This window comes from Streptomyces sp. NPDC025651 (assembly GCF_055558735.1).
This window is the reverse complement of the sequence record NZ_JBVHLZ010000003.1, coordinates 804229-827749: the sequence shown is the minus strand read 5'-3', so window position 1 is coordinate 827749 and position 23521 is coordinate 804229. Positions and strand designations below refer to the sequence as shown.

At 71.8% G+C, this 23521-nt stretch carries 24 protein-coding genes; 19 read left to right on the top strand and 5 right to left on the bottom strand.

Features of this window, described 5'->3' with window-relative positions:
• The first annotated feature begins 7 nt into the window (after nt 1-7).
• The 4 genes from ACZ4D5_RS15950 (at nt 8) to ACZ4D5_RS15935 (ending at nt 3845) form a co-directional block, all read left to right on the top strand.
• Nucleotides 8-1012, top strand: a complete 1005-nt coding sequence (locus tag ACZ4D5_RS15950) for a proline racemase family protein (protein WP_467772954.1) — start codon at nt 8-10, stop codon at nt 1010-1012.
• Entirely contained in the window at nt 1009-2382 is a 1374-nt protein-coding gene (locus ACZ4D5_RS15945; RefSeq protein WP_467772953.1) for an aldehyde dehydrogenase family protein, read from the top strand. The genes ACZ4D5_RS15950 and ACZ4D5_RS15945 overlap by 4 nt, the downstream gene beginning before the upstream one ends.
• Before the next feature lie 62 nt (nt 2383-2444).
• A complete protein-coding gene (locus ACZ4D5_RS15940) occupies nt 2445-3122 on the top strand; it encodes a GntR family transcriptional regulator (RefSeq protein ID WP_467772952.1) in 678 nt (225 codons plus the stop codon).
• A gap of 183 nt (nt 3123-3305) precedes the next feature.
• The gene (locus tag ACZ4D5_RS15935) at nt 3306-3845 is read left to right on the top strand and encodes a putative immunity protein (RefSeq protein WP_467772951.1); all 540 of its coding nucleotides are present in this window, start codon (nt 3306-3308) and stop codon (nt 3843-3845) included.
• Nucleotides 3846-3857: 12 nt separating this feature from the next.
• On the opposite strand, the gene ACZ4D5_RS15930 is transcribed toward ACZ4D5_RS15935, so the two are convergent.
• The gene (locus tag ACZ4D5_RS15930) at nt 3858-4247 is read right to left on the bottom strand and encodes a VOC family protein (RefSeq protein ID WP_467772950.1); all 390 of its coding nucleotides are present in this window, start codon (nt 4245-4247) and stop codon (nt 3858-3860) included.
• Between the two features lie 152 nt (nt 4248-4399).
• On the opposite strand from ACZ4D5_RS15930, the gene ACZ4D5_RS15925 reads away from it, so the two are divergent.
• The gene (locus tag ACZ4D5_RS15925) at nt 4400-5293 is read left to right on the top strand and encodes a LysR substrate-binding domain-containing protein (RefSeq protein ID WP_467772949.1); all 894 of its coding nucleotides are present in this window, start codon (nt 4400-4402) and stop codon (nt 5291-5293) included.
• Nucleotides 5294-5448: 155 nt separating this feature from the next.
• Here the strand turns inward: ACZ4D5_RS15925 and ACZ4D5_RS15920 are convergent, their stop codons facing one another.
• Nucleotides 5449-6009: a tellurite resistance TerB family protein gene (locus ACZ4D5_RS15920; RefSeq protein ID WP_467772948.1), complete on the bottom strand. Its 561-nt coding sequence runs from the start codon at nt 6007-6009 to the stop codon at nt 5449-5451.
• A gap of 219 nt (nt 6010-6228) precedes the next feature.
• Here ACZ4D5_RS15920 and ACZ4D5_RS15915 point away from each other — a divergent pair, with 219 nt between their 5' ends.
• From ACZ4D5_RS15915 to ACZ4D5_RS15885, 7 genes are all read left to right on the top strand, one after another.
• Nucleotides 6229-7365 carry an LLM class flavin-dependent oxidoreductase gene (locus ACZ4D5_RS15915; protein WP_467772947.1) on the top strand — a complete coding sequence of 379 codons (1137 nt, stop codon included), beginning with the start codon at nt 6229-6231 and terminating at the stop codon, nt 7363-7365.
• A gap of 116 nt (nt 7366-7481) precedes the next feature.
• Nucleotides 7482-8546 (top strand): alpha/beta hydrolase, encoded by a 1065-nt coding sequence (locus ACZ4D5_RS15910; protein WP_467772946.1) that lies wholly within the window; start codon nt 7482-7484, stop codon nt 8544-8546.
• Nucleotides 8547-8627: 81 nt separating this feature from the next.
• Nucleotides 8628-10031 carry a DUF6421 family protein gene (locus ACZ4D5_RS15905; RefSeq protein ID WP_467772945.1) on the top strand — a complete coding sequence of 468 codons (1404 nt, stop codon included), beginning with the start codon at nt 8628-8630 and terminating at the stop codon, nt 10029-10031.
• Between the two features lie 26 nt (nt 10032-10057).
• Nucleotides 10058-10798 (top strand): SDR family NAD(P)-dependent oxidoreductase, encoded by a 741-nt coding sequence (locus ACZ4D5_RS15900; RefSeq protein WP_467772944.1) that lies wholly within the window; start codon nt 10058-10060, stop codon nt 10796-10798.
• Nucleotides 10795-11865, top strand: a complete 1071-nt coding sequence (locus tag ACZ4D5_RS15895) for a threonine aldolase family protein (protein WP_467772943.1) — start codon at nt 10795-10797, stop codon at nt 11863-11865. The genes ACZ4D5_RS15900 and ACZ4D5_RS15895 overlap by 4 nt, the downstream gene beginning before the upstream one ends.
• A gap of 98 nt (nt 11866-11963) precedes the next feature.
• Complete coding sequence (locus ACZ4D5_RS15890; protein WP_467772942.1) at nt 11964-12557, top strand: transglutaminase domain-containing protein; 594 nt, start codon at nt 11964-11966, stop codon at nt 12555-12557.
• 46 nt (nt 12558-12603) lie between these two features.
• Nucleotides 12604-13308, top strand: coding sequence for a B3/B4 domain-containing protein (locus ACZ4D5_RS15885; protein ID WP_467772941.1), 705 nt, complete (start codon nt 12604-12606; stop codon nt 13306-13308).
• 9 nt (nt 13309-13317) lie between these two features.
• On the opposite strand, the gene ACZ4D5_RS15880 is transcribed toward ACZ4D5_RS15885, so the two are convergent.
• Nucleotides 13318-14046, bottom strand: a complete 729-nt coding sequence (locus tag ACZ4D5_RS15880; protein ID WP_362336361.1) for a lysophospholipid acyltransferase family protein — start codon at nt 14044-14046, stop codon at nt 13318-13320.
• A gap of 169 nt (nt 14047-14215) precedes the next feature.
• On the opposite strand from ACZ4D5_RS15880, the gene ACZ4D5_RS15875 reads away from it, so the two are divergent.
• From ACZ4D5_RS15875 to ACZ4D5_RS15860, 4 genes are all read left to right on the top strand, one after another.
• Nucleotides 14216-14611, top strand: coding sequence for a TlpA family protein disulfide reductase (locus ACZ4D5_RS15875; RefSeq protein ID WP_467772940.1), 396 nt, complete (start codon nt 14216-14218; stop codon nt 14609-14611).
• Between the two features lie 234 nt (nt 14612-14845).
• The gene (locus tag ACZ4D5_RS15870) at nt 14846-15355 is read left to right on the top strand and encodes a flavin reductase family protein (RefSeq protein ID WP_467772939.1); all 510 of its coding nucleotides are present in this window, start codon (nt 14846-14848) and stop codon (nt 15353-15355) included.
• A gap of 232 nt (nt 15356-15587) precedes the next feature.
• Entirely contained in the window at nt 15588-16373 is a 786-nt protein-coding gene (locus tag ACZ4D5_RS15865) for an electron transfer flavoprotein subunit beta/FixA family protein (protein WP_467772938.1), read from the top strand.
• A 91-nt stretch (nt 16374-16464) separates the two neighbouring features.
• Entirely contained in the window at nt 16465-17427 is a 963-nt protein-coding gene (locus ACZ4D5_RS15860) for an electron transfer flavoprotein subunit alpha/FixB family protein (RefSeq protein WP_467772937.1), read from the top strand.
• 60 nt (nt 17428-17487) lie between these two features.
• On the opposite strand, the gene ACZ4D5_RS15855 is transcribed toward ACZ4D5_RS15860, so the two are convergent.
• Entirely contained in the window at nt 17488-18387 is a 900-nt protein-coding gene (locus ACZ4D5_RS15855) for an endonuclease/exonuclease/phosphatase family protein (protein WP_467772936.1), read from the bottom strand.
• 263 nt (nt 18388-18650) lie between these two features.
• Here ACZ4D5_RS15855 and ACZ4D5_RS15850 point away from each other — a divergent pair, with 263 nt between their 5' ends.
• The 3 genes from ACZ4D5_RS15850 (at nt 18651) to ACZ4D5_RS15840 (ending at nt 22351) form a co-directional block, all read left to right on the top strand.
• Nucleotides 18651-19943, top strand: a complete 1293-nt coding sequence (locus ACZ4D5_RS15850) for a DUF6986 family protein (protein ID WP_467772935.1) — start codon at nt 18651-18653, stop codon at nt 19941-19943.
• A gap of 75 nt (nt 19944-20018) precedes the next feature.
• Nucleotides 20019-21824 carry a serine/threonine-protein kinase gene (locus ACZ4D5_RS15845; protein ID WP_467772934.1) on the top strand — a complete coding sequence of 602 codons (1806 nt, stop codon included), beginning with the start codon at nt 20019-20021 and terminating at the stop codon, nt 21822-21824.
• A gap of 29 nt (nt 21825-21853) precedes the next feature.
• Nucleotides 21854-22351, top strand: a complete 498-nt coding sequence (locus ACZ4D5_RS15840) for a hypothetical protein (protein WP_467772933.1) — start codon at nt 21854-21856, stop codon at nt 22349-22351.
• Nucleotides 22352-22391: 40 nt separating this feature from the next.
• Here the strand turns inward: ACZ4D5_RS15840 and ACZ4D5_RS15835 are convergent, their stop codons facing one another.
• The gene (locus tag ACZ4D5_RS15835; RefSeq protein WP_467773038.1) at nt 22392-23432 is read right to left on the bottom strand and encodes a LacI family DNA-binding transcriptional regulator; all 1041 of its coding nucleotides are present in this window, start codon (nt 23430-23432) and stop codon (nt 22392-22394) included.
• Nucleotides 23433-23521 lie beyond the last annotated feature (89 nt).

The window sequence follows — 23521 nt, the reverse complement described above, 5'->3', positions numbered from 1 at the left end:
GAAGCGCGTGCGTACGCGACATGTCTTCCACGCCGTCGACTCCCACACCGAGGGCATGCCCACACGTGTGATCACCGGTGGCGTGGGGGTCGTCCCCGGCGCCACCATGGCCGAGCGGCGGCTGCACTTCATCGAGCACATGGACCATCTCCGGACGCTCCTGATGTACGAGCCCCGCGGCCACGCCGCGATGAGCGGCGCGATCCTCCAGCCGCCCACGCGCCCGGACGCCGACTGCGGGGTCCTGTTCATCGAGGTCTCCGGGCTGCTCCCGATGTGCGGGCACGGCACCATCGGGGTCGCCACGGTCCTGGTCGAGACGGGCATGGTGCCCGTGACGGAGCCGGTCACCACGGTCCGGCTCGACACCCCCGCGGGGCTCGTGAGCGTCGAGGTCCAGGTGTCGGACGGCGCGGCCACGGCGGTCACGCTGACCAACGTGCCGGCGTTCCGCGTCGCCCTCGACAGCAAGGTGTCCGTGCCCGGACACGGCACGGTCACCTACGACCTCACCTTCGGCGGCAACTTCTACGCCTTCGTCGAACTCGACGCGCTGGGGCTGCCGTTCGACCGCGCGCACAAGGACGAACTCCTCGCCGCGGGGCTCTCGATCATGGACGCCATCAACGCCTCGCCCGAGCGGCCCGTGCACCCGGAGCGCCCGGAGGTCGCCGGCGTCAAACACGTCTACCTGGCCGCTCCCGGCTCCGACGCCGCCCACTCGCGGCACGCGATGGCCATCCACCCCGGCTGGTTCGACCGCTCCCCGTGCGGCACCGGCACCTCGGCCCGCATGGCTCAGCTGCACGCGCGCGGACAGTTGCCCCTCGGCAGCGACTTCGTCAACGAGTCCTTCATCGGCACCCGGTTCACGGGCCGCCTGGTCGAGGAGACCACCGTGGCAGGCCTGCCCGCCGTCGTGCCGACCGTCACCGGACGCGCCTGGATCACCGGCACCGCCCAGTACTTCCTCGACCCGGACGACCCCTTCCCCGGAGGCTTCCTCCTGTGACCGCCGTCGGACCCCTCATCACCTCGCACAACCCGGCCGACCCCGCCGACGTGCTCCTGCGGATTCCGTCCCCCGGCGCCTTCGAGACGGTCGGCGCCGTGGAGCGGGCCCACACCGCCCAGCCGGACTGGCTGTCCTGCGGGGCCGCGGCCCGCTCGGCCGCCCTCGGGACGGTGGCCGACGAACTCCACGCCGTACGCGAGGAGTTGGCCGCGATCGCCGTGCGCGAAGTAGGCAAGCCGCTCGCCGAAGCGCGGGCCGAGGTGGCGCGCGCCGTCGCGATCTGGCGCTACTACGCCCAGGCTCCCTACGAGCCCGTCGGCGCCGTCCACGAGGCCGCGTCGGGCCCCGGCCTCCTGCTCTCCCGGCGCCGTCCGCACGGCGTGGCAGGGCTGATCACCCCGTGGAACTTCCCCTTCGCCATTCCGAGTTGGAAGGCGGCTCCGGCGCTCGCGGCGGGCAACGCGGTCGTCCTCAAGCCCGCGCCCGAGGCCACGGCGTGCGGTCTGCGCCTGGCCGAGATCGTCCAACGGGCCCTGCCCGAAGGCGTGTTCACGGTCGTGCCGGGCGGCGCCACGGAGGGGAACGCGCTCGTCTCCGCCGCCGACGTGGTCTCCTTCACCGGTTCGACCGTCGTCGGCAGGGCCGTCGCCCGCAGCGCGACGGCCCGCGGCGTCCCGGTCCAGGCGGAGATGGGCGGCCTGAACGCGGCGATCGTCCTGCCGGACGCGGACATCGTGCGGGCCGCCGCGCACATCGCCGCGGCCGTCGCGGGATACGCGGGCCAGAAGTGCACGGCCACGAGCCGCGTCATCGCCGTGGGCGCGGCACTCGACCCCCTGCGCACGGCCCTGGCCGACGCGCTGAGGGCCGTGCCGGTGGGCGATCCGGCCGACCCGGCGACCGTGTGCGGTCCGCTCATCGACGAGCGCGCCCGGGACCGGGCAGTCGACACCCGGCACGGCCTGTCCGTGCTCGCCGGGGGAACCGTGCCCGACCGGCCCGGCTGGTACGCGGCCCCGACCCTGGTGGAGAAGGTCCCGCCGGGCCACCCGCTGCTGCGGGAAGAGGTCTTCGGCCCCCTCGCCGTCCTGCTGCCCGCGGACGACCTCGCCCACGCGGTACGGATCACCAACTCCGTGCCGTACGGCCTGGTCACCTCCGTCCACACCACCGACCTGAACGCGGCCCTGGACGGCCTTGACCGGCTCGACACCGGAATGGTGCGGCTCAACGCCCCGTCCACCGGAGTCGACTTCCACCTGCCGTTCGGCGGAACGAAGGAGTCCAGCATCGGGCCGCGCGAACAGGGCCGGGCGGCACTGGAGTTCTACACCTCCAGCAGGACGTACACGCTGTCGCCCGCCTGACCATGGGGCAACGTGACATTGTACGGTGGCGGTCCAGACCAGATCGAAGGGACCACCACCGCATGGGGCACCTGAAGCACCGCGACCTCAACGCCACCCGGGAGCGGCTGCGCGACCAGGTGTCCCATGCCCTGCGCGCGGCCCTGATCTCCGGCGAACTGCGCCCCGGCGGCGTGTACTCGGCACCCGCCCTGGCGGAGGACTTCGGGATCTCGGCGACGCCGGTGCGCGAGGCGATGCTCGACCTGGCCCGCGAGGGTCTGGTCGAACCCGTACGCAACAAGGGATTTCGGGTCACGGAGGTCAACGAGCGCGACCTCGACCAGTACACCGAGATCCGCGCCCTGATCGAGGTCCCCATGATCGGCCGCATCACGCGCAGCGCCGCCCGTGCGGACCTGGAGGCGTTGCGCCCGGTCGCGCAGGAGATCGTCCGTGCCGCCCGTGACCACGACCTGATCGCGTACCTGGAGGCGGACCGGCGGTTCCACCTCTCCCTGCTCGCCCTCTCCGGCAACGACCGCCTGGTCGAGACGGTCGGCGACCTCCGCAAGCGCTCCCGCCTCTACGGCCTCACCGCCCTCGACGAGCGCGACCAGCTGACCCCGTCGGCCGAGGAGCACGTCGAACTCCTCGACCTGATGCTCGCGGGCGACGCGAAGGCCGCGGAGAAGTGCATGGCACGGCACCTGGGCCACGTCCGCTCACTGTGGGCGAGCAGCGGGGACTGGAGACGATGACGAAGGGAAGTGCTCGGCAAGCTTCGCGAGGGGGCCGGGCACATCGGGGTGCGGTCCCCACCCCGGGATCGCTCCGGTGACACATGGGGCCAACAGGCCTGCCCGAAGGGCTTGTTCCGCGGTTGCCCGCGCTGAGGCGCCGGAAAAGTCTCAACCGGTGTTTCAAAGATACGATCGAGGCACATGAGCGAAGACCTGAAGCCCGCCGACGAACTGCTGAGTGAAGAAGACCGCCGCCATGTGACCCTCTACGCCGTCGACTGCGCCGAGCGCGTGCTGCCGCTGTTCGAGGCGAAGGCCCTCCTGGACACCCGCCCCTGCGAAGCGATCGAGGCCGCCCGCGCCTTCGGCCGCGGAGGGCCGCGGACGAAGCAACTGCGCACTCTGGCCTGGGCTGCCTACGCCGCCGCGCGCGAGGTGGGCGATCCGGCAGCCGCGGCCGCCGCACGCGCCGCGGGAGCCGCGGCGGGAGCCCCCTATATGCACGCCCTGGCCACCCCGCACCAGACGAAGCACGTCTTCGGACCCGCGATGTACCTGGCGCAGGCCCGCGAACTCGCGGCGGACGGCGACCCGGCCGTCGGGGACGAGGAGATCCGGTGGGCCATCGCGCAGGCGCCGCCGACCGTCAGGGCGGTGGTGCGGAGGTTCCCGCCCGGTCCTTCGTCCCGCACGCGCCTGGGCACCTTCGCGGGCCGGCTGCAAGCGGGCCTTCGCCGCTGAGCACGGGGCCCGTCAGGCGTCCTGCGGGTACCAGCGCAGCTCCACGGTGTTCTCGTCCGGGTCCTGTACGTAGACGGAGATCGCGGTGCCCCGGGCGCCGAAGCGCTCGCCCGGGCCGTCCACCACCGTGAAGACGCCGGAGTCGATGACCTGTTGCCAGTCGAGCGGCTCGACCACCAGGCAGATGTGGTCGACGTTCGACCCCTTCGGCTCTCCGCCGGTCGGCGAGACGAGGTCGATGATGGTGGTGGGGCTCACGCGGACGGACGGGAAGGGCACCTTGCCGGCCCTCCACTCCTCCACCCGCACCGGTTCGAGGCCCAGCGGGCCGGTGTAGAAGTCCAGCGAACGCTCGATGTCGGCGACGTTCAGGACGAGGTGGTCGAAGGCGATGACACGCATGACTGTCTCCTCGGGGTCGGGGTCGGGATTGGCATCGGGGCCGGAGCCGGGGCTGCGGCACCGGAGCGCCGTGGACCTCAGCATCGCGCGGCCGCCATCCATCGGTCCAACGCATCTTTGTCATCTCATTGATCGTGATTCACGATGCATCGATGGATCTCCAGCAGATGCGCTACGTCCTCGCGGTGGCGGACACCGCGAGCTTCACCCGCGCCGCCGAGCGATGCCATGTCGTCCAGTCCGCGCTCAGTCATCAGGTGGCCCGCCTGGAGAAGGAGTTGGGTGCCCGGCTGTTCGAGCGGACCAGCCGCCGGGTGCGGTTGACCGCCGCGGGGGAGGCGTTCCTGCCGGCCGCCCGCCAGGCCCTGGAGGCGGCCGAACGGGCCCGCGCGGAGGTGGCGGCGGCCACCGGTGAGATACGGGGCAAGCTGGTCGTCGGCGCGATCCCCACCGTGACGGCGGCCGACCTCCCCGCGGTGCTGCGGGACTACCGTCTGCGCTATCCCCAGGTGCGGATCAGCCTGCGGGCCGGTTCGAGCGAGCGGCTCGTCGAGCAGGTGCGCGACGGTGAGCTCGACGCGGCCTTCATCGGCGTGCCGCCAGGGTTCCGGGCGCAGGGCGTCCGCGACCAGGAACTCGCCCACGGGCGGCACGTCGCCGTGGTCGCCCCGGACCACCCGCTGGCCGCGGAGCGGGAGGTGGACATCCGTCTTCTCGCCGACGAGGTCTTCGTGGACTTCGCCGACGGCAGTGCCGCCCGCGCCCAGTCGGACGAGGCGTTCACGGCGGCGGGCCTGCGGCGCGAGGTCGCCTTCGAGGTCTCCGGCGTCGAGCTCATGTCCCGTCTGGTCCGCCACGGACTGGGCGTCGCCCTGCTGCCCGCGGCGTTCGCCGCCGAACTGCACGGCCTGCGGACCGTGCCGGTCACCGACGGGCCGGTACGGGAGGAGCGCCTCGTCTGGAGCCGGTTCGCCCCGTCACCCGCGGCCGCCGCCTTCCTCGGCCTGCTGGGTGTCGGCGCCGCACCCGCCGTCGCGGACGCCTGATCACGGGTCCGGCCCCCGCCACTCGTGCGGAGGCCGGACTCGACGCTGCGGTCAGCCACGACCGGCTACGGTCAGCGGCGACCGGCTGCGGTCAGCGGCGACCGGCTGCGATCAGCCGTGACCAGCCGTGAAGATCAGCCGTGATCGGCCGTGAATCAGAGGCCGAACTCCTGCGGGGAGACGCCGAGCGCCTGGCACGCCTCGCGCAGGACCTGCTCCTCGGCCGGGGCGATGTACCCGTCCGCGCCCGCGACGACGAAGCCGGTCTGCACGACCGCCTTGGCCTCCACCTGCTTCTTCGCCGCCTTGGCGATCTCCTGCATGGCCTCGGTCTTGCCCTGCTGGAAGTTGAACGTCAGCTGGTCGACGTGCTTGTTGAACCGCTGGCGCAGCTGGTCCGGCGGGAAGTTCTGCAGGACGTCGTTCTGCAGGATGAGCGACTCGACGTGCTGGCGCTCGGCCGGGTCGACCGACCCGTCGGCGGCCGCGACCAAGGCGCACATGGCCATGGTGGCGTCACGGTAGGCACCGCTCTTGAGCTCCGTCTTGAGGGAGGTGAGCTGGGTCTTGAGCAGACCCACGAGCTGAGCCTTCGAGCCCCCGCCGGAACCCGACCCCGACCTCGACCCCGGGAGGCCGTGCCCGCCGGAGCCGCGCGCCCCCTGCGACTGCTGCAGACCCTTGGCCTGGTCCTTGATCCGGTCCCACATCGCCATCCGTGCCACCTCGGCTACCCGTTACCTGTGCCGCGCGTGGTCCGCGCGTCCTCCTGCCAACGCCTTCCCCCGTCGCGAAGTTCCCCCCGCATACGAAACCCATCCGGGCGCCCGCGAAGTTCCCTCGCGGTATCCCTTGCGGCTTCACAACCTGACGACTAGTCATATGACTAATCGAAACAAGGGCCATGCCGTACGGCACAACTCCCTGGAGGGCACGTGAAGTTCTCCGTCATCTTCGAGGCGCAGCTCGCCGACCCGACCGTCGAGCGCGAGCACCAGGTCATTCGCGACAGTGTCGAACAGGCGGTTTTCGCCGAAGAGATGGGTTTCGACCGCGTTTGGGCGGTCGAGCACCACTCTCTCAAGTGGTACGCGCACATGAGCGCACCGGAAATCTTCCTGACCTGGGTGGCCGCGCGCACCAGCACCATCAGGGTCGGACACGGCGTCGTCTGCATGCCGTTCAACTTCAACCACCCCGCGCGGGTCGCCGAGCGCGCCGCCATGCTGGACCTGCTCTCCGGCGGCCGGCTCGACCTGGGCGCGGGCCGCGGCGGCACGGCGCAGGAGACATCGCTGTGCGGCGTGGACAAGGAACGTACGACCCAGGAGGTCGAGGAGGCGCTCCGGATCATCGGAAAGGCATGGGAGAAGGAGGAGTTGGAGCACCACGGCGAGCTCCTCGACATCGACCCGCACCCGATCCTGCCGCGCCCGAAGCAGACCCCGCACCCGCCGCTGTTCCTCGCGTGCAGCAGGACCGAGACGCTGACCCAGGCGGCCGAACTCGGCATCGGCGCCCTGGTGATGGGCTTCGCGGGGCCCGAGTCGATCGCCGCGATGCGCACGGCGTACGACGCGGCGATCGCGGCCCGCACCGACGCGCGCTTCGTGTCGAGTGTCGTCAACGACCACTTCTCCGTGCTCTGCCCGACGATCGTGCTCGACGACCGCGAGACGGCACGGCGCGTCGGCATCCGCGGGCAGCGGTTCTTCGCGCAGTCCATCGGCCACTGGTACGGCGGTGCCGGAATCCCCGACGAGGCGGTCGTCGAGGGCGGTGACGAGGCCGCCGAGATGCGCAAGGCCGCCGAGCAGGTCGTCGCGCGCCTGCACGAGCACAACATTCCGGTACGCCCCACGTCGACCGCCACGTTCAACGCCGACCACGCGTACGGCACCGCCGACGACGCCATCGCGTACGTGGAGCGCCTGCGCGACGCGGGGGCCGACGAGATCATGTGCCTCATCCAGATGGGCACGGTCCCGCAGGAGGCATGCATGGAGACCCTGCGGCAGTGGGGCGAGAAGGTCATCCCGCACTTCCGCCCCCAGGAGGCGGGAGCCGCGTGATGCCCCCGCCTCGGCGCTCGCGAGGCGAGCCCCGCCCGGTGCCTCCCCTTTTGTGCCCGGAAGGCGAGCCCCGCCCGAAACCCCCGCTTCCGCCCCCGGATGGCGGGAGCCGTCCCGTGCCTCCACTCCCGCGCCCAGGAAGTGAGCGCCCTCCCCTGTCTCCGGACCGTCTCGCCCTGTCTCCGGACCGCCTCGCCCCTGCCGCCCGCCCCCTCGTCGACGCCCTGGCCGCGGCCTTCCCGGACGTCGGCGGTGCCGTCACCGACGCCGTCGAGGCCCGGCGGATGCTGGACGCCGGGCCTCGCGCGAAGCCGCCGCCCAAGCGGTCCCGCGCCGTCGGCTCCGTCGTGGACCGCGTCATACCGGGTCCCGTCGACGCGCCCGACCTCCCCGTACGCGTCTACCTGCCGGACCCGGACGGCTTCCCGGCCCCGCGCCCGACCGTCGTCTTCTTCCACGGCGGCGGCTACACCCTGTGCGGTCTCGACTCCCACGACGCCACGGCCCGCGGCCTGTGCGCGCGGGCGGGGGCCGCCGTGGTCTCCGTCGCGTACCGCCTGGCCCCCGAGCACCGCTTCCCCGCGGCCGTCGACGACGCGTACGCGGCGCTGTGCTGGGCGGCCGCCGAGTGCGCGGCACTCGGCGGCGCCCCGGGGGCGCTCGTCACCGCGGGGGACAGCAGCGGCGGCGGGCTCGCCACCGCCGCGGCCCTCAGGGCGCGGGACCTGCGAGGGCCCGCCGTCGCGCTGCAGGTGCTGATCTATCCCGTGCTCGACGCCGCCCAGGACACGGCCTCCTACCGGGAGAACGCCGAGGGCTACTTCCTGACCGCCGCGCACATGCGCTGGTTCTGGCAGCAGTACCTTGGCCCCGACGGCGACGGAACGCACCCCCTCGCCTCGCCGCTGCGGGCCGCCGACCTCGCCGGACTGCCGCCCGCGCACGTCGTCACCGCGGGCTGCGATCCGCTGTGTGACGAGGGGGTCGCCTACGCACAGCGCCTGCGGGCCGCCGGCGTGGAGGTCGCCCTGGCCCACTACCCGGAGATGTTCCACGGCTTCCTCGGCTTCCCCGACCTGCTGCCCGAGGCGGGGCGGGCGGTGGCAAATGTGACAGAAGCCATCGCTTCCGTGGCAGGGGGCAGGAAAAACAGCGGTGGAGCAGGGGGTGGCACAGGATAATTTCCCGAGGTCCCTCTTGTCGCGGAGAACCTCGCATGCATACGGTGTCCTTACGCGAGGTTCTCCCGTGGAGGATGGGTCATGACGGAAATTCTTGTGCAGGCGGGTACGGAGGGTGCGGTTCCTTCCGCTGGTGGGCGGGTGGTGGACCACCCGGCGTGGCCGGTGCTCAAGGATGCCGTGGAAGAGATCAGGCCCTGGCAGTCCGCGGACGGCTCCATCGACTTCACGGCCGACGGCGCTCCCGCGAAGTCCGTCGCCGAGCTGGCCGTGGACCGCGTGATCTCCGCGGTCGAGCAGCTCGCCCCGCTCCTGCCGCACGACGCCGCGTACCACCAGGCGCTCGTCGCGGACCTGCGCCGCTGGGCCGCGGGCGGTTTCGAGGTGCCGGACTTCCTGGACTCGCTGCTGGCCTTCCAGCCCGCGGCGCACCGCGAGGACGGCCTGCAGCACCTGGTCGTCTTCCCGATGTACACGCAGAACGGCAACCCCGACCGCAACCTCGAGGCGGTCGTGCTGCGCATGGTCTGGCCCGACTGGCTGGCCGAGCTGGAGCGCACGCGCTACGACAACCCGCTGTTCTGCGGCATCACCTTCGAGGACTTCACCGCCGGGTACGACACGAACTCGGCCGTCCTCTTCCCCGAGACGATCGCCGTGCGCGAGGCCCCCGAGCGCTTCTCCTGGGGCGGCATCTTCTGCGACCGCGAGGCGGCCCGCTTCCGCCGCGTCACCGAGGCCGCCGTGGACCTCCTCGGGCTCGAACTGCCCGACGACATCCGGGCGATGGTCGGCGACCAGGACCGCTGCCAGCAGGCGTTCGTCCTGTGGGACATGGTCCACGACCGCACCCACAGCCACGGCGACCTGCCCTTCGACCCCTTCATGATCAAGCAGCGCCAGCCGTTCTGGATGTACGGCCTGGAGGAGCTGCGCTGCGACCTCACCGCCTTCAAGGAGGCCGTGAAGCTGGAGGCCGAGGGCGTCCCTCAGGCGCGTGACGTGCAGTACGCCGTCCTCTTCGACCGGATGTTCCGCTTCCCGGTCACCGGCGACCGCGTCAAGAACTACGACGGGCTCGGCGGCCAGCTGCTCTTCGCCTACCTCCACAAGCACGACGTGGTCCGCTGGACCGACAACCAGCTCAGGATCGACTGGGAGCGCGCGCCGCAGATCACCAACCAGCTGTGCGGCGAGATCGAGGACCTCTACCGGGCCGGCATCGACCGCCCGAAGCTGGTCCACTGGTTCGCCGCGTACGACCTGGTCTCCCGCTATCTCGCCCCGCACCCCGGGTCGCGCTGGGCCAAGGGCCCCGACGCCCTGGACACCTCGCTGCCGCCGCGCAAACTCGTCGACGAGGTGCTTCCCGACGAGTTTCCGCTCAGCATGTTCTATGAGGCGCTCTCCAAGAAGCTGAAGAACGTGATCGCCTCCACCAAGGGGATCACCGCTTCCACGAACGCCGAGAAGGTCGCCGCGTGAGCGGCCGCCAGGAGGAGGCGAGGACCATGTCCGCACTCGATGGAGCCGTGATCGCGGTGGCAGGGGCGGCCGGACCGGCCGGGCGGGCCACCCTGCTGAGGCTGGCCGAGGCAGGAGCCACCGTCGTGGCGTCGGACGCCGACGCGGCGCGCCTCGCGGAAGCGGTGGACGCCGCGCGGTACGCGCACGGCGGGGCCACCGTCGTCGGTGACACGGTCGACCTCCTCGACCTGGACGCCGCCCGTGAGTGGGCGACGCGCACGGAGAAGGAGTTCGGGCGGATCGACGGCCTGGTCCACCTCGTCGGCGGCTGGCGCGGCAGTGCCAGCTTCGCCGAGACCGACCTCGCCGACTGGGACCTGCTCGAAAAGCTCCTGATCCGCACCGTGCAGCACACCTCCCTCGCCTTCGAGGACGGTCTGCGGCGCAGCGACCGCGGCCGCTATCTGCTCATCAGCGCGGCGGGCGCGTCCAAGCCGACCGCGGGCAACGCGGCGTACGCGGCCTCCAAGGCGGCGGCCGAGGCCTGGACGCTCGCCCTCGCGGACGCCTTCCGCAAGGCGGGGGGCGAGGACGGGCCGCGCGCGGCGGCTGCCATCCTGGTGGTCAAGGCGTTGGTGCACGACGCGATGCGCGCGGAGCGGCCCAACGCGAAGTTCGCGGGCTTCACGGACGTCAAGGAACTGGCCGAGGCCATCGCGGGCGTCTGGGAGCGGCCCGCCGGGGAAGTGAACGGAAACCGCCTGTGGCTGACCGAGAAGCCGTGAACCCTCCGAAGACCGATGCCCGGCGTCATCACGACCCCGACGTCCGCGGCTTCGCGAGCGACAACTACGCGGGCGCGCACCCGGAGGTGATGGCCGCCCTGGCGCTCGCCAACGGCGGCCACCAGATCGCGTACGGAGAAGACGACTACACCGATCACCTCCAGCAGGTGATCCGGGGTCACTTCGGCGCCACCGCCGAGGCGTTCCCGGTGTTCAACGGCACGGGCGCCAACGTCGTCGCGCTCCAGGCGGTCACCGACCGCTGGGGCGCGGTGATCTGCGCCGAGTCCGCGCACATCAATGTGGACGAGGGCGGCGCCCCCGAGCGCATGGCCGGCATCAAGCTGCTCACGGTGCCCACGCCCGACGGCAAGCTCACCCCCGAGCTGATCGACAGGCAGGCGTTCGGCTGGGACGACGAGCACCGTGCGATGCCGCAGGTCGTCTCGATCGCGCAGAACACCGAACTGGGCACGCTGTACACGCCCGAGGAGATCCGCGCGATCTGCGACCACGCGCACCAGCTCGGCATGAAGGTGCACCTGGACGGCTCGCGGATAGCCAACGCGGCGGCCGCTCTCGACGTCCCGATGCGGACGTTCACCAACGCGGTCGGCGTGGACATCCTCTCGCTGGGCGGCACCAAGAACGGCGCGCTGTTCGGCGAGGCCGTCGTGGTCATCAACCAGGACGCGGTGCGCCACATGAAGCACCTGCGCAAGATGTCCATGCAGCTCGCCTCCAAGATGCGTTTCGTGTCCGTGCAGTTGGAGGCCCTGCTCGCCAAGGACCTGTGGCTGCGCAACGCCCGGCACGCCAACGAGATGGCGCAGCGCCTGGCCGAGGGCGTCCGCTCCGTGCACGGCGTGGAGATCCTCTACCCCGTCCAGGCCAACGCCGTCTTCGCGCGCCTGCCGCACGACGTGAGCGAGCGCCTGCAGAAGCGGTACCGCTTCTACTTCTGGGACGAGGCGGCGGGCGACGTCCGCTGGATGTGCGCGTTCGACACGCGCGAGGAGGACGTCGACGGGTTCCTCGCGGCGCTCAAGGAGGAGATGGCGCGCTGACCGCCGCCGCGGTGGCGCCCTCCGCATAGCTGCATAGGTATACGGCTGATCGTAAAGTCATTGACTTGCGGTCGGTCGTATTCCTATGCTCCCGTGGCATGCAGCTGATCCAGGAGAGCTCTGACCTGTCCGCCTACTTGGCCGCCGACGAGGTCGTCGATCATCACCACCCGCTCGTACGCGAGACCGCCGCACGCCTCGCCGACAAGGCGGCGGATTCATACGTATACGCGCAGGCCGCCTATGAGTTCGTGCGCGACACCATCCCGCACTCCGCCGACAGCGGCGACATGCGCGTCACCTGGCGCGCCTCCGACGTCCTCGCGCAGGGCACCGGCATCTGCCACGCCAAGGCCCACGCGCTGGCCGCGCTGCTGCGGGCCGAGGACATCCCGACCGCGCTCGCCTACCAGCGGCTGACCCATGACGCGGGGAGCGGGCACTGCGTGCACGGGCTCATCGCCGTGCGTTTCCACGGGAGTTGGCACCGGCAGGACTGCCGGGGGAACAAGCCGGGCGTCGACGCCCAGTTCTCGCTGGCCGGGGAGCGGCTGGCCTGGGTGCCCGACGCCGAGTACAACGAGATGGACTATCCAGTACTCTATGCTGCACCGCATCCGGCGGTCCTGCGCGTCATGAAGGAGGCCCCGGACAGGCCGTACCTGTGGGAGCACCTTCCCGACGCGCTCTGACCAGCCCCGCCCGACGAGGCCCGCCCCGACGCAGCAAGGCATCCCGATGACACATGCGCCTCACGCGCCACTCACGCTCACCGTCTCCGACGAGGTGCGCACCCTCGCGCCCGGCTTCACCCACGTCGCCGTCGAGGCGTACGGACTCCTCAACGGGCCCAGCACCGACGCCACTTCGGCCCTCCTCGACGAGGCGGCGCGGCGACTGGCCGTACGCCTGGACGGGCGCGCGCCGCACGAGGACCCGCACATGGCCGCCTGGCGCGCCGCGTACACGGCGTTCGGCGCGAAGCCCTCGCGCACCCGAAACTCCGCCGAGGCGCTCGCCAAGCGGGCCCTCGCGGACGGCGGTCTGCCCCGCATCAACACCCTCGTCGACCTCTACAACGCGATCAGCGTGGCCCATCTGATCCCGGTCGGCGGCGAGGACCTGGACCTGATCAAGGGAGGCATGCGCCTGGTGCGGGCCACGGGCGACGAGGACTTCGTCACCGCGGCCGCGGGGGAGGCGGTCGTCGAGCACCCGGACGCCGGCGAGGTCGTGTGGTGCGACGACCAGGGCGTCACCTGCCGCCGCTGGAACTGGCGCCAGGGCCCGCGCACCCGCCTCACCGAGGAGTCGGTGAACGCGATCTTCCTGCTCGAGGGCATGGGCCCGCAGGCCGGTCTCGAGGCGGCGGGCGCCGAACTCGCCGAGCTCCTGGAGAAGTTCAGCCCCGGTGCGCGGATCGCGCTCCGCGCACCGGAGTAAGGGGCTGGTTCAGCCCGCCTCGGCGGCCTTCACCTCGGCGGGGGTCGGCGCCGTGCCGCCGAGGTGCGCCGGCATCCACCACGTGTCGTCCGGGCCCTTGGGGCGCACCGGATAGGCGCGCTGCGCGGCCTCCAGGAGCTCCTGGCAGCGCTCGCGCAGGCGCCGGGTGATCGCGCCCGCGTACTGGTCCTTGGGGGCCTCCACCGGCTCGCCGACGCGGATCGTGATCGGCAGGTGGCTGCGCTTGAAGTTGCGCGGGTGCCCCTTGGTCCACAGCCGCTGCGTGCCCCACAGGGCCATCGGGATGAGCGGCACCCCGGCCTCCTGGGCCAGGCGGGCGGCGCCCGACTTGAAGGTCTTCAGCGTGAAGGACTGCGAGATCGTCGCCTCGGGGAAGACGCCGACGATTTCCCCGGAGCGCAGCGAGTCCAGGGCGTGGGCGTAGGCCGCCTCGCCCTGCTTGCGGTCGACGGGGATGTGCTTCATCCCGCGCATCAGCGGCCCGGAGATCTTGTGGCGGAACACCGACTCCTTCGCCATGAAGCGCACCAGGCGCTTCTGCGGCAGGGCGGCGAGGCCGTCGAAGATGAAGTCGAGGTAACTGATGTGGTTGCTGACCAGGACCGCACCGCCGGAGCGTGGGATGTTCTCCGACCCCTTGCAGTCGATCTTCAGGTCCCATGCCTTGAACAGGGTTTTGGCGGCACCGATGACCGGACGGTAGACAAGCTCTGCCATGGGTGGGGAGGGCCCTTCGTTTCTGCCTGGGGAGGGGGCTCCCGGCGGGAAAGTTACGCAGCCGTAGGTTTTCGGCGTTTTGCAGATCGTGCCCCATCAACGGACGGCTGGCCACCCTTGGTGCCGCGGATCCGGGAGATTCTCGTCACGTCGGAATCTTTGCGGACGTGTGAGCGCTGTACGGAGGAGCGAATGGGTACGGCGTACGGGATCAGGGCGTCGGGGCGGGAGGCAAGTGGTGCGAGGACGCGACACCGGGCAACGGCTCGGCGCGGCGGACATCGGCGGAGCGCTGGGGGAGCGGGCCACGCTCGTGCAGTTCTCCAGCGCCTTCTGTCAGCCCTGCCGCGCCACCCGCAGAGTTCTCGCGGACGTCGCCGCGATGGTCCCGGGCGTCTCCCACGTGGAGATCGACGCCGAGGATCGCCTGGAACTCGTACGCGAGCTGCGCGTCCTGAAGACCCCGACCGTGCTCGTCCTGGACGGGGACGGCCGCGTGGTGCGGCGCGCCGTCGGGCAGCCCCGCAAGGCCGATGTCATCGCCGCTCTGGGCGAGGCAGTGTGAGCGGCTGCCGCGCAGGTCACGGCGCACGACCCGGCGGTGCGGCAGTGATCCTTCTTTCATCTCACGGAATGCACTTGACTGCATGTGCCATCTGTCGCGAGCCTGCATCCATGCCTCGGGACCTCCTTCTGTACGAGCGCGTCCACGTCGACCTCGCCCGCCATGCCAGCGCGCGCTGTCGGCACTGCTGAGCACCGACGACCTGGTTCGCACCTCCGGCAGAAGGACAATTCCATGACGGCATCGACCGCCCTCGGCACCTCCCGGCCCACCGCCCCCGATCTGCTGCGCTCGGTCTTCCGGCGACACGCCGCGGGGGTCGCGGTGATCACTGCCGCGCAGGGCTCGCGCCCCGTCGGCTTCACCGCCACCTCGCTCACCTCCGTCTCGGCCGAGCCGCCGATGATCTCGTTCGGCATCGGCACCGGCGCCTCCAGCTGGCCCACGGTCTCCGAGGCCGCGCACGTCGGCGTCCACATACTCGGCGAGCACCAGCAGGAGCTGGCCGCCACCTTCGCCCGCAGCGGCGCCGACCGCTTCGGCGCGCCCACGAGCTGGCGCGAGGGGCCCGAAGGGGTGCCCGTGCTCGACGGCGCGCTGGCGTGGCTGGTCTGCCGGATCGTGGCGCGCGTGCCCGCGGGCGACCACCGTCTGGTGCTCGCGGAGGTCGTCGACGGCGACCCCGCGGGCGAGGGCCGCCCGCTCCTGTACCACCAGGGGCGCTTCAACGCTCTGCGCGACTGAGAGTTCCCGGCGGACCGGCGCTCCGGTCGATTACGGAGCGTTGGGAAGGTCACAGTTCAAAGCGCTTGCTTAGTGGGAATGAACTGGGTGTACTCATGAGTAATATTTCGATCGGAGCGCGGGCCGCCCCGACCGGGATCCGCCGCTTCAGGCGCCTATGCTGCCTGCAAGAAGGCAGTGGCCATGAACCAAGGCAGCAGCCCAGTTAAGACGATGCAGTAGGAGAGCCGGCGTGAGCTTGAGGATCGTTGTCTGTGTGAAGTACGTGCCCGACGCCACCGGCGACCGGCACTTCGCCGATGACCTGACCGTCGACCGCGACGACGTCGACGGCCTCCTTTCGGAACTCGACGAGTACGCGGTCGAGCAGGCACTGCAGATCGCCGACGAGGCGGACGACGCGGAGATCACCGTGCTGACCGTCGGCCCCGAGGACGCCAAGGACGCGCTCCGCAAGGCGCTCTCCATGGGTGCCGACAAGGCCGTCCACGTCGAGGACGACGACCTGCACGGCACCGACGTGATGGGCACCTCGCTGGTGCTCGCCAAGGCCATCGAGAAGACCGGTTACGACCTGGTCATCGCCGGTATGGCCTCGACCGACGGCACCATGGGCGTGCTGCCGGCGATCCTCGCGGAGCGCCTGGGCGTCCCGCAGGTCACGCTGCTGTCCGAGGTCTCGGTCGAGGACGGTGTCGTCAAGGGCCGCCGTGACGGCGACACCGCCAGCGAGCAGCTGGAGGCCTCCCTGCCGGCCGTCGTGTCGGTGACGGACCAGTCGGGCGAGGCCCGTTACCCGTCCTTCAAGGGCATCATGGCCGCCAAGAAGAAGCCGGTGGAGTCGCTCGACCTGGACGACCTGGACATCGACGCCGAAGAGGTCGGCCTCGAGGGTGCCTGGACCAAGGTCGACTCCGCCGCCGAGCGTCCGGCCCGCACGGCCGGCACGATCGTCAAGGACGAGGGCGAGGGCGGCAAGCAGCTCGCCGCCTTCCTTGCGGAGCAGAAGTTCATTTAGACACAGCCTCGCGGGCCAGAAGTTCATCTGAGCTCCAGTCGCCCCGTTGCCGCTCCCAAGACCTTCGCATCAAGCAGGAGATTGAAGTCCCATGGCTGAAGTTCTCGTCTACGTCGACCACGTGGACGGCGCCGTCCGCAAGCCCACCCTGGAGCTGCTGACCCTGGCCCGCCGCATCGGCGAGCCCGTCGCCGTCGCGCTGGGCAACGGCGCCGCCGACACCGCCGCCGCGCTCGCCGAGCACGGCGCCGTCAAGGTCCTCACCGCGGACGCCCCCGAGTTCGCCGACTACCTCGTCGTACCGAAGGTGGACGCGCTCCAGGCCGCGTACGAGGCCGTCTCCCCGGCCGCCGTGCTCGTCCCGTCGTCCGCCGAGGGCAAGGAGATCGCGGCCCGCCTCGCGGTCCGCATCAAGTCCGGCATCATCACGGACGCCGTCGACCTCGAGGCCGGCGACGAGGGCCCGGTGGCCACGCAGTCCGCGTTCGCCGCCTCCTTCACCACCAAGTCCCGTGTCTCCAACGGCACCCCGGTCATCACGGTCAAGCCGAACTCGGCCGCCGTGGAGCCCGCCCCGGCCGCCGGCGCCGTCGAGGCGCTCTCGGTCTCCTTCTCCGAGAAGGCCACCGGCACCAAGGTCGTCTCGCGCACCCCGCGCGAGTCGACGGGCCGCCCCGAGCTGACCGAGGCCGCGATCGTGGTCTCCGGCGGCCGTGGCGTGAACGGCGCCGAGAACTTCTCGATCATCGAGAACCTCGCCGACTCGCTCGGTGCCGCCGTCGGCGCCTCGCGTGCCGCGGTCGACGCCGGCTGGTACCCGCACTCCAACCAGGTGGGCCAGACCGGTAAGTCGGTCTCCCCGCAGCTGTACATCGCCTCCGGCATCTCCGGCGCGATCCAGCACCGCGCCGGCATGCAGACCTCGAAGACCATCGTGGCCATCAACAAGGACGCCGAGGCCCCGATCTTCGACCTGGTCGACTACGGCGTGGTCGGCGACCTCTTCGAGGTCGTCCCGCAGCTCACCGAAGAGGTCAAGTCCCGCAAGGGCTGAGCTCGTCGATCGCCCGAGGCCCCCGTTCCCGCACGCCGCGGGGCCGGGGGCCTTCGCGCGTCACAGCGTCAGGCTCGCCTGTACGGGCAGGTGGTCGCTCGGGAACTGCCCGTCCAGGGAGAAGGTGTTGATCGACGCCTCGTGGACGCGGGTCCCGCGCGTCGCGAGGATCCAGTCGATGCGGTCGCCGTCCGGGGTGAGCGGCTTGTAGCCGTGGAAGGTGGCGTACGCCTTGCTGCGCCGGTCCGCGGCGTCCCAGGTGTCGATGAGCCCGGCGCCCAGGAGCGTCTCGTAGACCGGGTTCTTGTGCGCGGCCACGTTGAAGTCGCCCGTCACGACGAGCGGCAGGGACGGGTCGAGGTGCCCCGCGCGTTCGACGATCAGGGACGCGGCACGCGCGCGTGCGTACTGGGAGGCGTTGTCCAGATGGGTGTTGAGGACGTACAGCTCCTGGTCCGTGCGCAGGTCGTGGAAGCGGACCCGGGTGACCATGCGTATGGAGCCGCCGCCCCAGGTGTTGGACCCGATGACGTCCGGGGTGTCCGAGAGCCAGAAGTGGTCGTACTCGACCGGGGCCAGCCTGCGGGTGTCGTAGTAGACGGTCATGAACTCGTCGCGGCTGCCGCCCGCGCGGCCGGTGCCGATCCAGTCGTAGTGCGGGCCGAGGTCGGCCGCGATGTCCCGCACCTGCTGGTAGAGGCCTTCCTGGGTGCCGATGACGTGCGGCCTCGCGCGGCGCAGCAGCTCCCGGGTGACCGGGCGGCGGTCGGCCCAGGTGTGGGGCGGAGTGGCGCTCGCGTAGCGGAGGTTGAACGACATGACCTCAAGGCGGCGGCCCGGTCGCTCCACGGCGCTCGCAGGTCCGGCCGACAGCGCCGTGCTGAACAGGGGAAGCGCGGCGGCGGCCGCGAAGACGGTCCGCAGTCCAAAGCGGCGCGTGACACGGGAGTCGGTGGGCACACGGTCTCCTTCGGTTCGGGGCGCGCGGTCAGGATGGGGTGCGCGCGTGCGCGTGCGGAAGCAGGATCTGAGACAGCCGGACAGGATCCGGGACGGCTGGAGAAGGATCCGGGACGCGCGTGAACTCCCGTGGTCGGGGACGGGTCCAGGACGCGAGAGGGTGTTGACCAGCACGAAGGTCACGGATAACTTCGCCATACGGATTGTTGATTCCGTGGAGCGGAAATGCCGGGCGCGGCACCGAGCGTGTGGAGGATGCGGGAATGGGTCAGCAAGAGAAGGTGGCAACGAGCCTCGCCGGCGCGGTCAGCGAGGGCATCAGCGCTTCCCTCGCCCCGGTGGACGCGGAGCTGGAGCGCCGTTACCCCGGAGACCCGGGCACGCGCCAGCCCGTCCACACCGTGTACGTCCCCGGCGAGCAGTTCGCCGCCGACTCCATCCGGACCTGGGGCGACAAGGCCCTGGCGATGCTCGACGAGCACGCCCCGGACGCCGCCTCCTTCGCCTCGGTCCTCGGCCTGGGCGACGACCTCGCCGAGGCCGTCTACACGCGCGTGCGCGCCAAGCTGGAGCGCGAGCCCGTTGAAGACCTGCGCATCGACTTCGAGGACGGCTACAAGGGCGCCGACGAGGACCAGGACGCCGCCCGCGCGGCCCGCCTGGTCGCCGAGGCCTACAAGAACGGCACCGCGGCCCCGTACATGGGCATCCGCATGAAGTGCATGGAGGAGGCGGTCCGCGACCGCGGCATCCGCACCCTCGACGTCTTCCTGTCCGGCCTCATGGAGGCGGGCGGCCTGCCCGACGGCCTCGTCCTGACGCTGCCCAAGGTGACCTACCCCGAGCAGGTCACCGCGATGGTGCGGCTCCTGGAGGAGTTCGAGAAGGCGCGCGGTCTGGAGCGCGGCCGGATCGGCTTCGAGATCCAGATCGAGACCAGCCAGTCCATCCTCGCCACCGACGGCACCGCCGCCGTCGCCCGGATGGTCCAGGCCGCCGAGGGCCGCGCCACCGGCCTGCATTACGGCACCTTCGACTACAGCGCCTGCCTCGGCGTCAGCGCCGCCTACCAGGCCAGCGACCACCCGGCCGCCGACCACGCCAAGGCCGTCATGCAGGTCGCCGCCGCGGGCACCGGAGTGCGCGTCTGCGACGGCTCCACCAACGTCCTGCCGGTCGGCTCCACCGCGAAGGTCCACGACGCCTGGCGGCTGCACTACGGCCTCACCCGGCGCGCCCTGGCCCGCGCCTACTACCAGGGCTGGGACATGCACCCCGGCCACATCCCCACGCGCTACGCCGCCGTGTTCGCTTTCTACCGCGAGGGCTTCGAGGCGGCCGCCGCGCGCCTGGCCGCCTACGCGGGGCACCACGAGGGCGGCGACGTGGCCGACGAGCCCGCCACCGCCAAGGCGCTCGCCGGGTATCTGCTGCGCGGCCTGGACTGCGGCGCCCTCGACGCCGGCGAGGTGACCCGGCTCACCGGCCTGACGCTGGCCCGGCTGCAGGGCTTCGCGGGACCGCGCCGCGGCGACCTCACGGTGTCGGGCAAGTAACACCGGCCACTGATTGTCACCGCTGCCCCGTAGTCTGTACGCCACAGAACGTGGTGTCGCAGGAACGGGGCAGCGGTGTCTTCGGGGGATCAGGAACAGACGGGCGGGGTCGGCAGGCTCCTCGCCGGGCGCTATCGCGTCGTGGCGCAGCTGGGGCGCGGCGGCATGGGCGTCGTGTGGCGCGCCATGGACGAGGTGCTGCACCGCGAGGTCGCGGTCAAGGAACTGCGCACGTACACGGACGCGGGCGGGCTCGAACTGGCCGATCTGCGCCTGCGGATGCAGCGCGAGGCCCGCGCGGCCGCCCGGGTGCGTCACCCCGGAGTGGTCGCCGTGCACGACGTGGCGGAGGTCGAGGGCCGCCCGCTGATCGTGATGGAGCTCGTCGACGGCCCCTCCCTGGACGACGTGCTGCGCGACCGCGGCACCCTCGACCCCCGCGAGGCCGCGGGGATCGGCGCCAAGGTCATGGAGGCCCTGGCCGCGGCGCACGCCGTGGGCGTCCTGCACCGCGACGTGAAGCCCGGCAACATCCTCCTGGGTACCGGCGGCCGCGTCGTCCTCACCGACTTCGGCATCGCCACGATGGACGACCCGGGCGACGGCTCGTCCACCCACCTCACCCGCAGCGGCGAACTGGTCGGCTCGCTGGACTACTTGGCGCCCGAGCGAGCCCAGGGCAACGACCCGGGCCCCGCCTCCGACGTCTGGGCGCTCGGCGCGACCCTGTACGCCGCGGTGGAGGGCTCCTCGCCCTTCCGGCGTACGTCGACGTGGTCCACGCTCACCGCGATCGTCGCCGACCCGCTGCCCGAGCCGCGGCGCTCGGGGTTCCTCACGCCCGTCCTGCAGCAGCTCATGCACAAGGACCCGAAGGCGCGCCCCGACGCGGACGCCGCGCGGCGGCTGCTGGCCGGGGTGGCGGCGGGCGGGGCGGCACCCGGGGACTTCGGTGGCCCCGGGGTGTACGGGGGCACGGAGCGCAGCATCCCGAGCGGACCCCCGCCGGGCTTCGGCCCGCCCTCCGCGATGGCGCAGGCGCCGGCTCCCGTCCCGGACCCCGCTCCGGCCCCACCGCCCGGGCCCTTCCTGGGGCAGCAGGTGGAGCACCAGGTGGGACAGCAGGGCGCCGCGCCCGCGGGCCTCGCCGAGACCCGTTCCGCCCCGCGCCCGCGCCGGGGCCGCGTGGTGCTCGCCGCCGCTGCCGTGGCCGTGGTCCTCGCGGTGACCGGAGGCGCGGTGGCCTTCCTCAACTCCAGGGGCGACAGCGGCACGCAGGCGCGCGAGGACGTGAACCCGGGGCGTGCGGGCTCGACCGCGGACGACGGCAGCAACGGCCCGCTCGGCGGCGAGTCGAAGCGCCCCAAGCCCTCGGAGCAGGGCGACAAGAAGACCCGCGAGCCGGACGCGAAGCCCTCCGGTGACGCCGAGGGCACCGGCAAGGACGGCGCGGGCGCCGAGGACCGCGACAAGGGCGGCAAGGGCGGGGGCGACGACACGTCCTCCTCGCGCCCCGACCCCACCACCAAGCCGACCGACGGCGGTGCGGACGGCTCAGGAGGCTCGGGGGACGGCGGCGGTGGCGGCACCGCGCCGGATCCCGTCTGCCACCCGGCGGGCGGCGGCAAGTACAACTGCGACGTGTGGCGCACCGCGAAGTCGTACACGGCGGGCGGCGCCGAGGCAGGCACGCTGAACGCGGGCACGAACTATTTCTACTGCCAGCAGAACCTGGGCCGCCGCGAGACGTACGGCCGGTGGACGAACGTCTGGTGGGCCAAGACGGACGACGACAGCGGCAACACGAACGTGTTCGTCAGCGACGTCTACATCAAGGGCGGCGACAACGACAAGCCGCTGCCGGGCCTGCCCACCTGCTGACCCCCGGCAGGGAGAGGGGGCTCGTGCCCATGAGTGAAACCCACGACACCGGCAGGACGGACGAGCTGTACGACCGTGTCCGCGCGGCCGTCGAGGAGACGGACACGGGGACGGAGTACCGGCTGCGACGGACGGGCCGGGGCTTCGACCTGGCCGCGGACGTCCCGACGACGAGCCGTCACACCACCCAGGTGCACACCTACCGGGTCGAGTTGAGACCGCAGGACGGGACGTTCGTCATGACGGACGTCGTCGTCACCGAGCAGCACGGCCCGGGTCCCGCACGCGGGCGGACCGTGACGACCGGCCGGAGCAGGTACCGCACCTGGAGCCGCTCCCTGGACGGAACCGAGCGCCACAGCTTCGCCTCCGCCGACGGCCACCGGCTGATCCGGGGTGCGGCGGGGGAGTTGGGCTGGCAGGAGATCCGCCCCGCGGGCCAGCGGGCCGCGCGCGTCCTCGGGATCATCGGCGGGCTCGTGGCCTTGGGCACGCTGATGGCGCTGGCGGTCGTCTTCTGGCCCTGAGCGCGGCCGGGCTCCCGCCCGGTCGCCCCGGGTGGCGGGGTCAGTCCGCGGGCGGCAGTTCGCCCGAGCCGCGTGTGATCAGACGCGTGGGCAGTTCGATCCGCTCCGGGGGCCCGGACGCGCCGTCGAGCTGGCGGAAGAGCCGATCCGCCGCCGTCCTGCCCAGCTGCGCCGCGTCCTGCGCGATGACGGTCACCCCGGGGTCGAGCAGATCCGCGAGCTCGATGTCGTCGAAGCCGACCAGAGCCACCGGGCGGTCGAGCGCGGCCAGGACGCGGACGACGGTCACCGTCACGCGGTTGTTGCCCGCGAAGATCGCCGTGACCGGCTCGGGCCCGGCGAGCATCGACTCGGTGGCGGTGCGGACCCGCTCCGGATCGGTGACGCCCAGTGACATCCACGCCTCGTCGACCGGGATGTCCGCGTCCTCCATGGCGGCGCGGTAGCCCCGCAGTCGCTCTATGGCGGTGTGGATGCGGGGCTGGTCACCGATGAAGCCGATGCGGCGGTGGCCGTGCGCGATGAGGTGCGCGACGCCGTCCCGCGCCCCGCCGAAGCTGTCGGAGAGCACCACGTCGGCGTCGATCTTCCCGGCGGGCCGGTCGACGAAGACGGTGGCGACACCGGCGGCGATCTCCGGTTCCAGATAGCGGTGGTCGTCACCCGCGGGGATCACCACGAGGCCGTCGACGCGCCGCGCGCACAGCGCGAGCACCAACTCCTGCTCGCGGTCCGGGTCCTCGGCGCTCGACCCGTTGATGAGCAGCGCGCCGTGCGCGCGGGCGACCTCCTCGACGGCGCGGCTCAGCGGGCCGTAGAAGGGGTCGGCCAGGTCTTCCAGGACGAGGCCGATGCTGGCGGTGCGGCCCTTGCGCAGCACGCGGGCGCTGTCGTTGCGGCGGAAGCCGAGGGCCTCGATGGCCTCCTGGACACGGCGTTCGGTGTCGGGCGTGACGCCCGGCTCGCCGTTGACGACCCGCGAGACCGTCTTCAGGCCGACTCCCGCGCGCGCGGCGACGTCCTTCATGGTCGGACGGTTGCCGTAACGGTTCTCGGGTCGTCGGGCGGCGGTCTCGGCCACGGTGCGCTGTCCTGTCCTGTCGTCGACGCGGGTCACTCATCGGCGTTTCTGGTCTGTCGAGGGTCACGCCAAGGGTCTTCCCTCGGCCT

What these genes read in the sequence shown, in the direction of transcription:
- ACZ4D5_RS15940 (WP_467772952.1), top strand. Translation starts at nt 2,445, where the DNA reads ATGGGGCACCTGAAGCACCGCGACCTCAACGCCACCCGGGAGCGGCTG.
- ACZ4D5_RS15885 (WP_467772941.1), top strand. Translation starts at nt 12,604, where the DNA reads ATGACACATGCGCCTCACGCGCCACTCACGCTCACCGTCTCCGACGAG.
- ACZ4D5_RS15860 (WP_467772937.1), top strand. Translation starts at nt 16,465, where the DNA reads ATGGCTGAAGTTCTCGTCTACGTCGACCACGTGGACGGCGCCGTCCGC.
- ACZ4D5_RS15925 (WP_467772949.1), top strand. Translation starts at nt 4,400, where the DNA reads ATGGATCTCCAGCAGATGCGCTACGTCCTCGCGGTGGCGGACACCGCG.
- ACZ4D5_RS15890 (WP_467772942.1), top strand. Translation starts at nt 11,964, where the DNA reads ATGCAGCTGATCCAGGAGAGCTCTGACCTGTCCGCCTACTTGGCCGCC.
- ACZ4D5_RS15870 (WP_467772939.1), top strand. Translation starts at nt 14,846, where the DNA reads ATGACGGCATCGACCGCCCTCGGCACCTCCCGGCCCACCGCCCCCGAT.
- ACZ4D5_RS15850 (WP_467772935.1), top strand. Translation starts at nt 18,651, where the DNA reads ATGGGTCAGCAAGAGAAGGTGGCAACGAGCCTCGCCGGCGCGGTCAGC.
- ACZ4D5_RS15900 (WP_467772944.1), top strand. Translation starts at nt 10,058, where the DNA reads ATGTCCGCACTCGATGGAGCCGTGATCGCGGTGGCAGGGGCGGCCGGA.
- ACZ4D5_RS15905 (WP_467772945.1), top strand. Translation starts at nt 8,628, where the DNA reads ATGACGGAAATTCTTGTGCAGGCGGGTACGGAGGGTGCGGTTCCTTCC.
- ACZ4D5_RS15930 (WP_467772950.1), bottom strand. Translation starts at nt 4,247, where the DNA reads ATGCGTGTCATCGCCTTCGACCACCTCGTCCTGAACGTCGCCGACATC.
- ACZ4D5_RS15840 (WP_467772933.1), top strand. Translation starts at nt 21,854, where the DNA reads ATGAGTGAAACCCACGACACCGGCAGGACGGACGAGCTGTACGACCGT.
- ACZ4D5_RS15920 (WP_467772948.1), bottom strand. Translation starts at nt 6,009, where the DNA reads ATGGCGATGTGGGACCGGATCAAGGACCAGGCCAAGGGTCTGCAGCAG.
- ACZ4D5_RS15935 (WP_467772951.1), top strand. Translation starts at nt 3,306, where the DNA reads ATGAGCGAAGACCTGAAGCCCGCCGACGAACTGCTGAGTGAAGAAGAC.
- ACZ4D5_RS15880 (WP_362336361.1), bottom strand. Translation starts at nt 14,046, where the DNA reads ATGGCAGAGCTTGTCTACCGTCCGGTCATCGGTGCCGCCAAAACCCTG.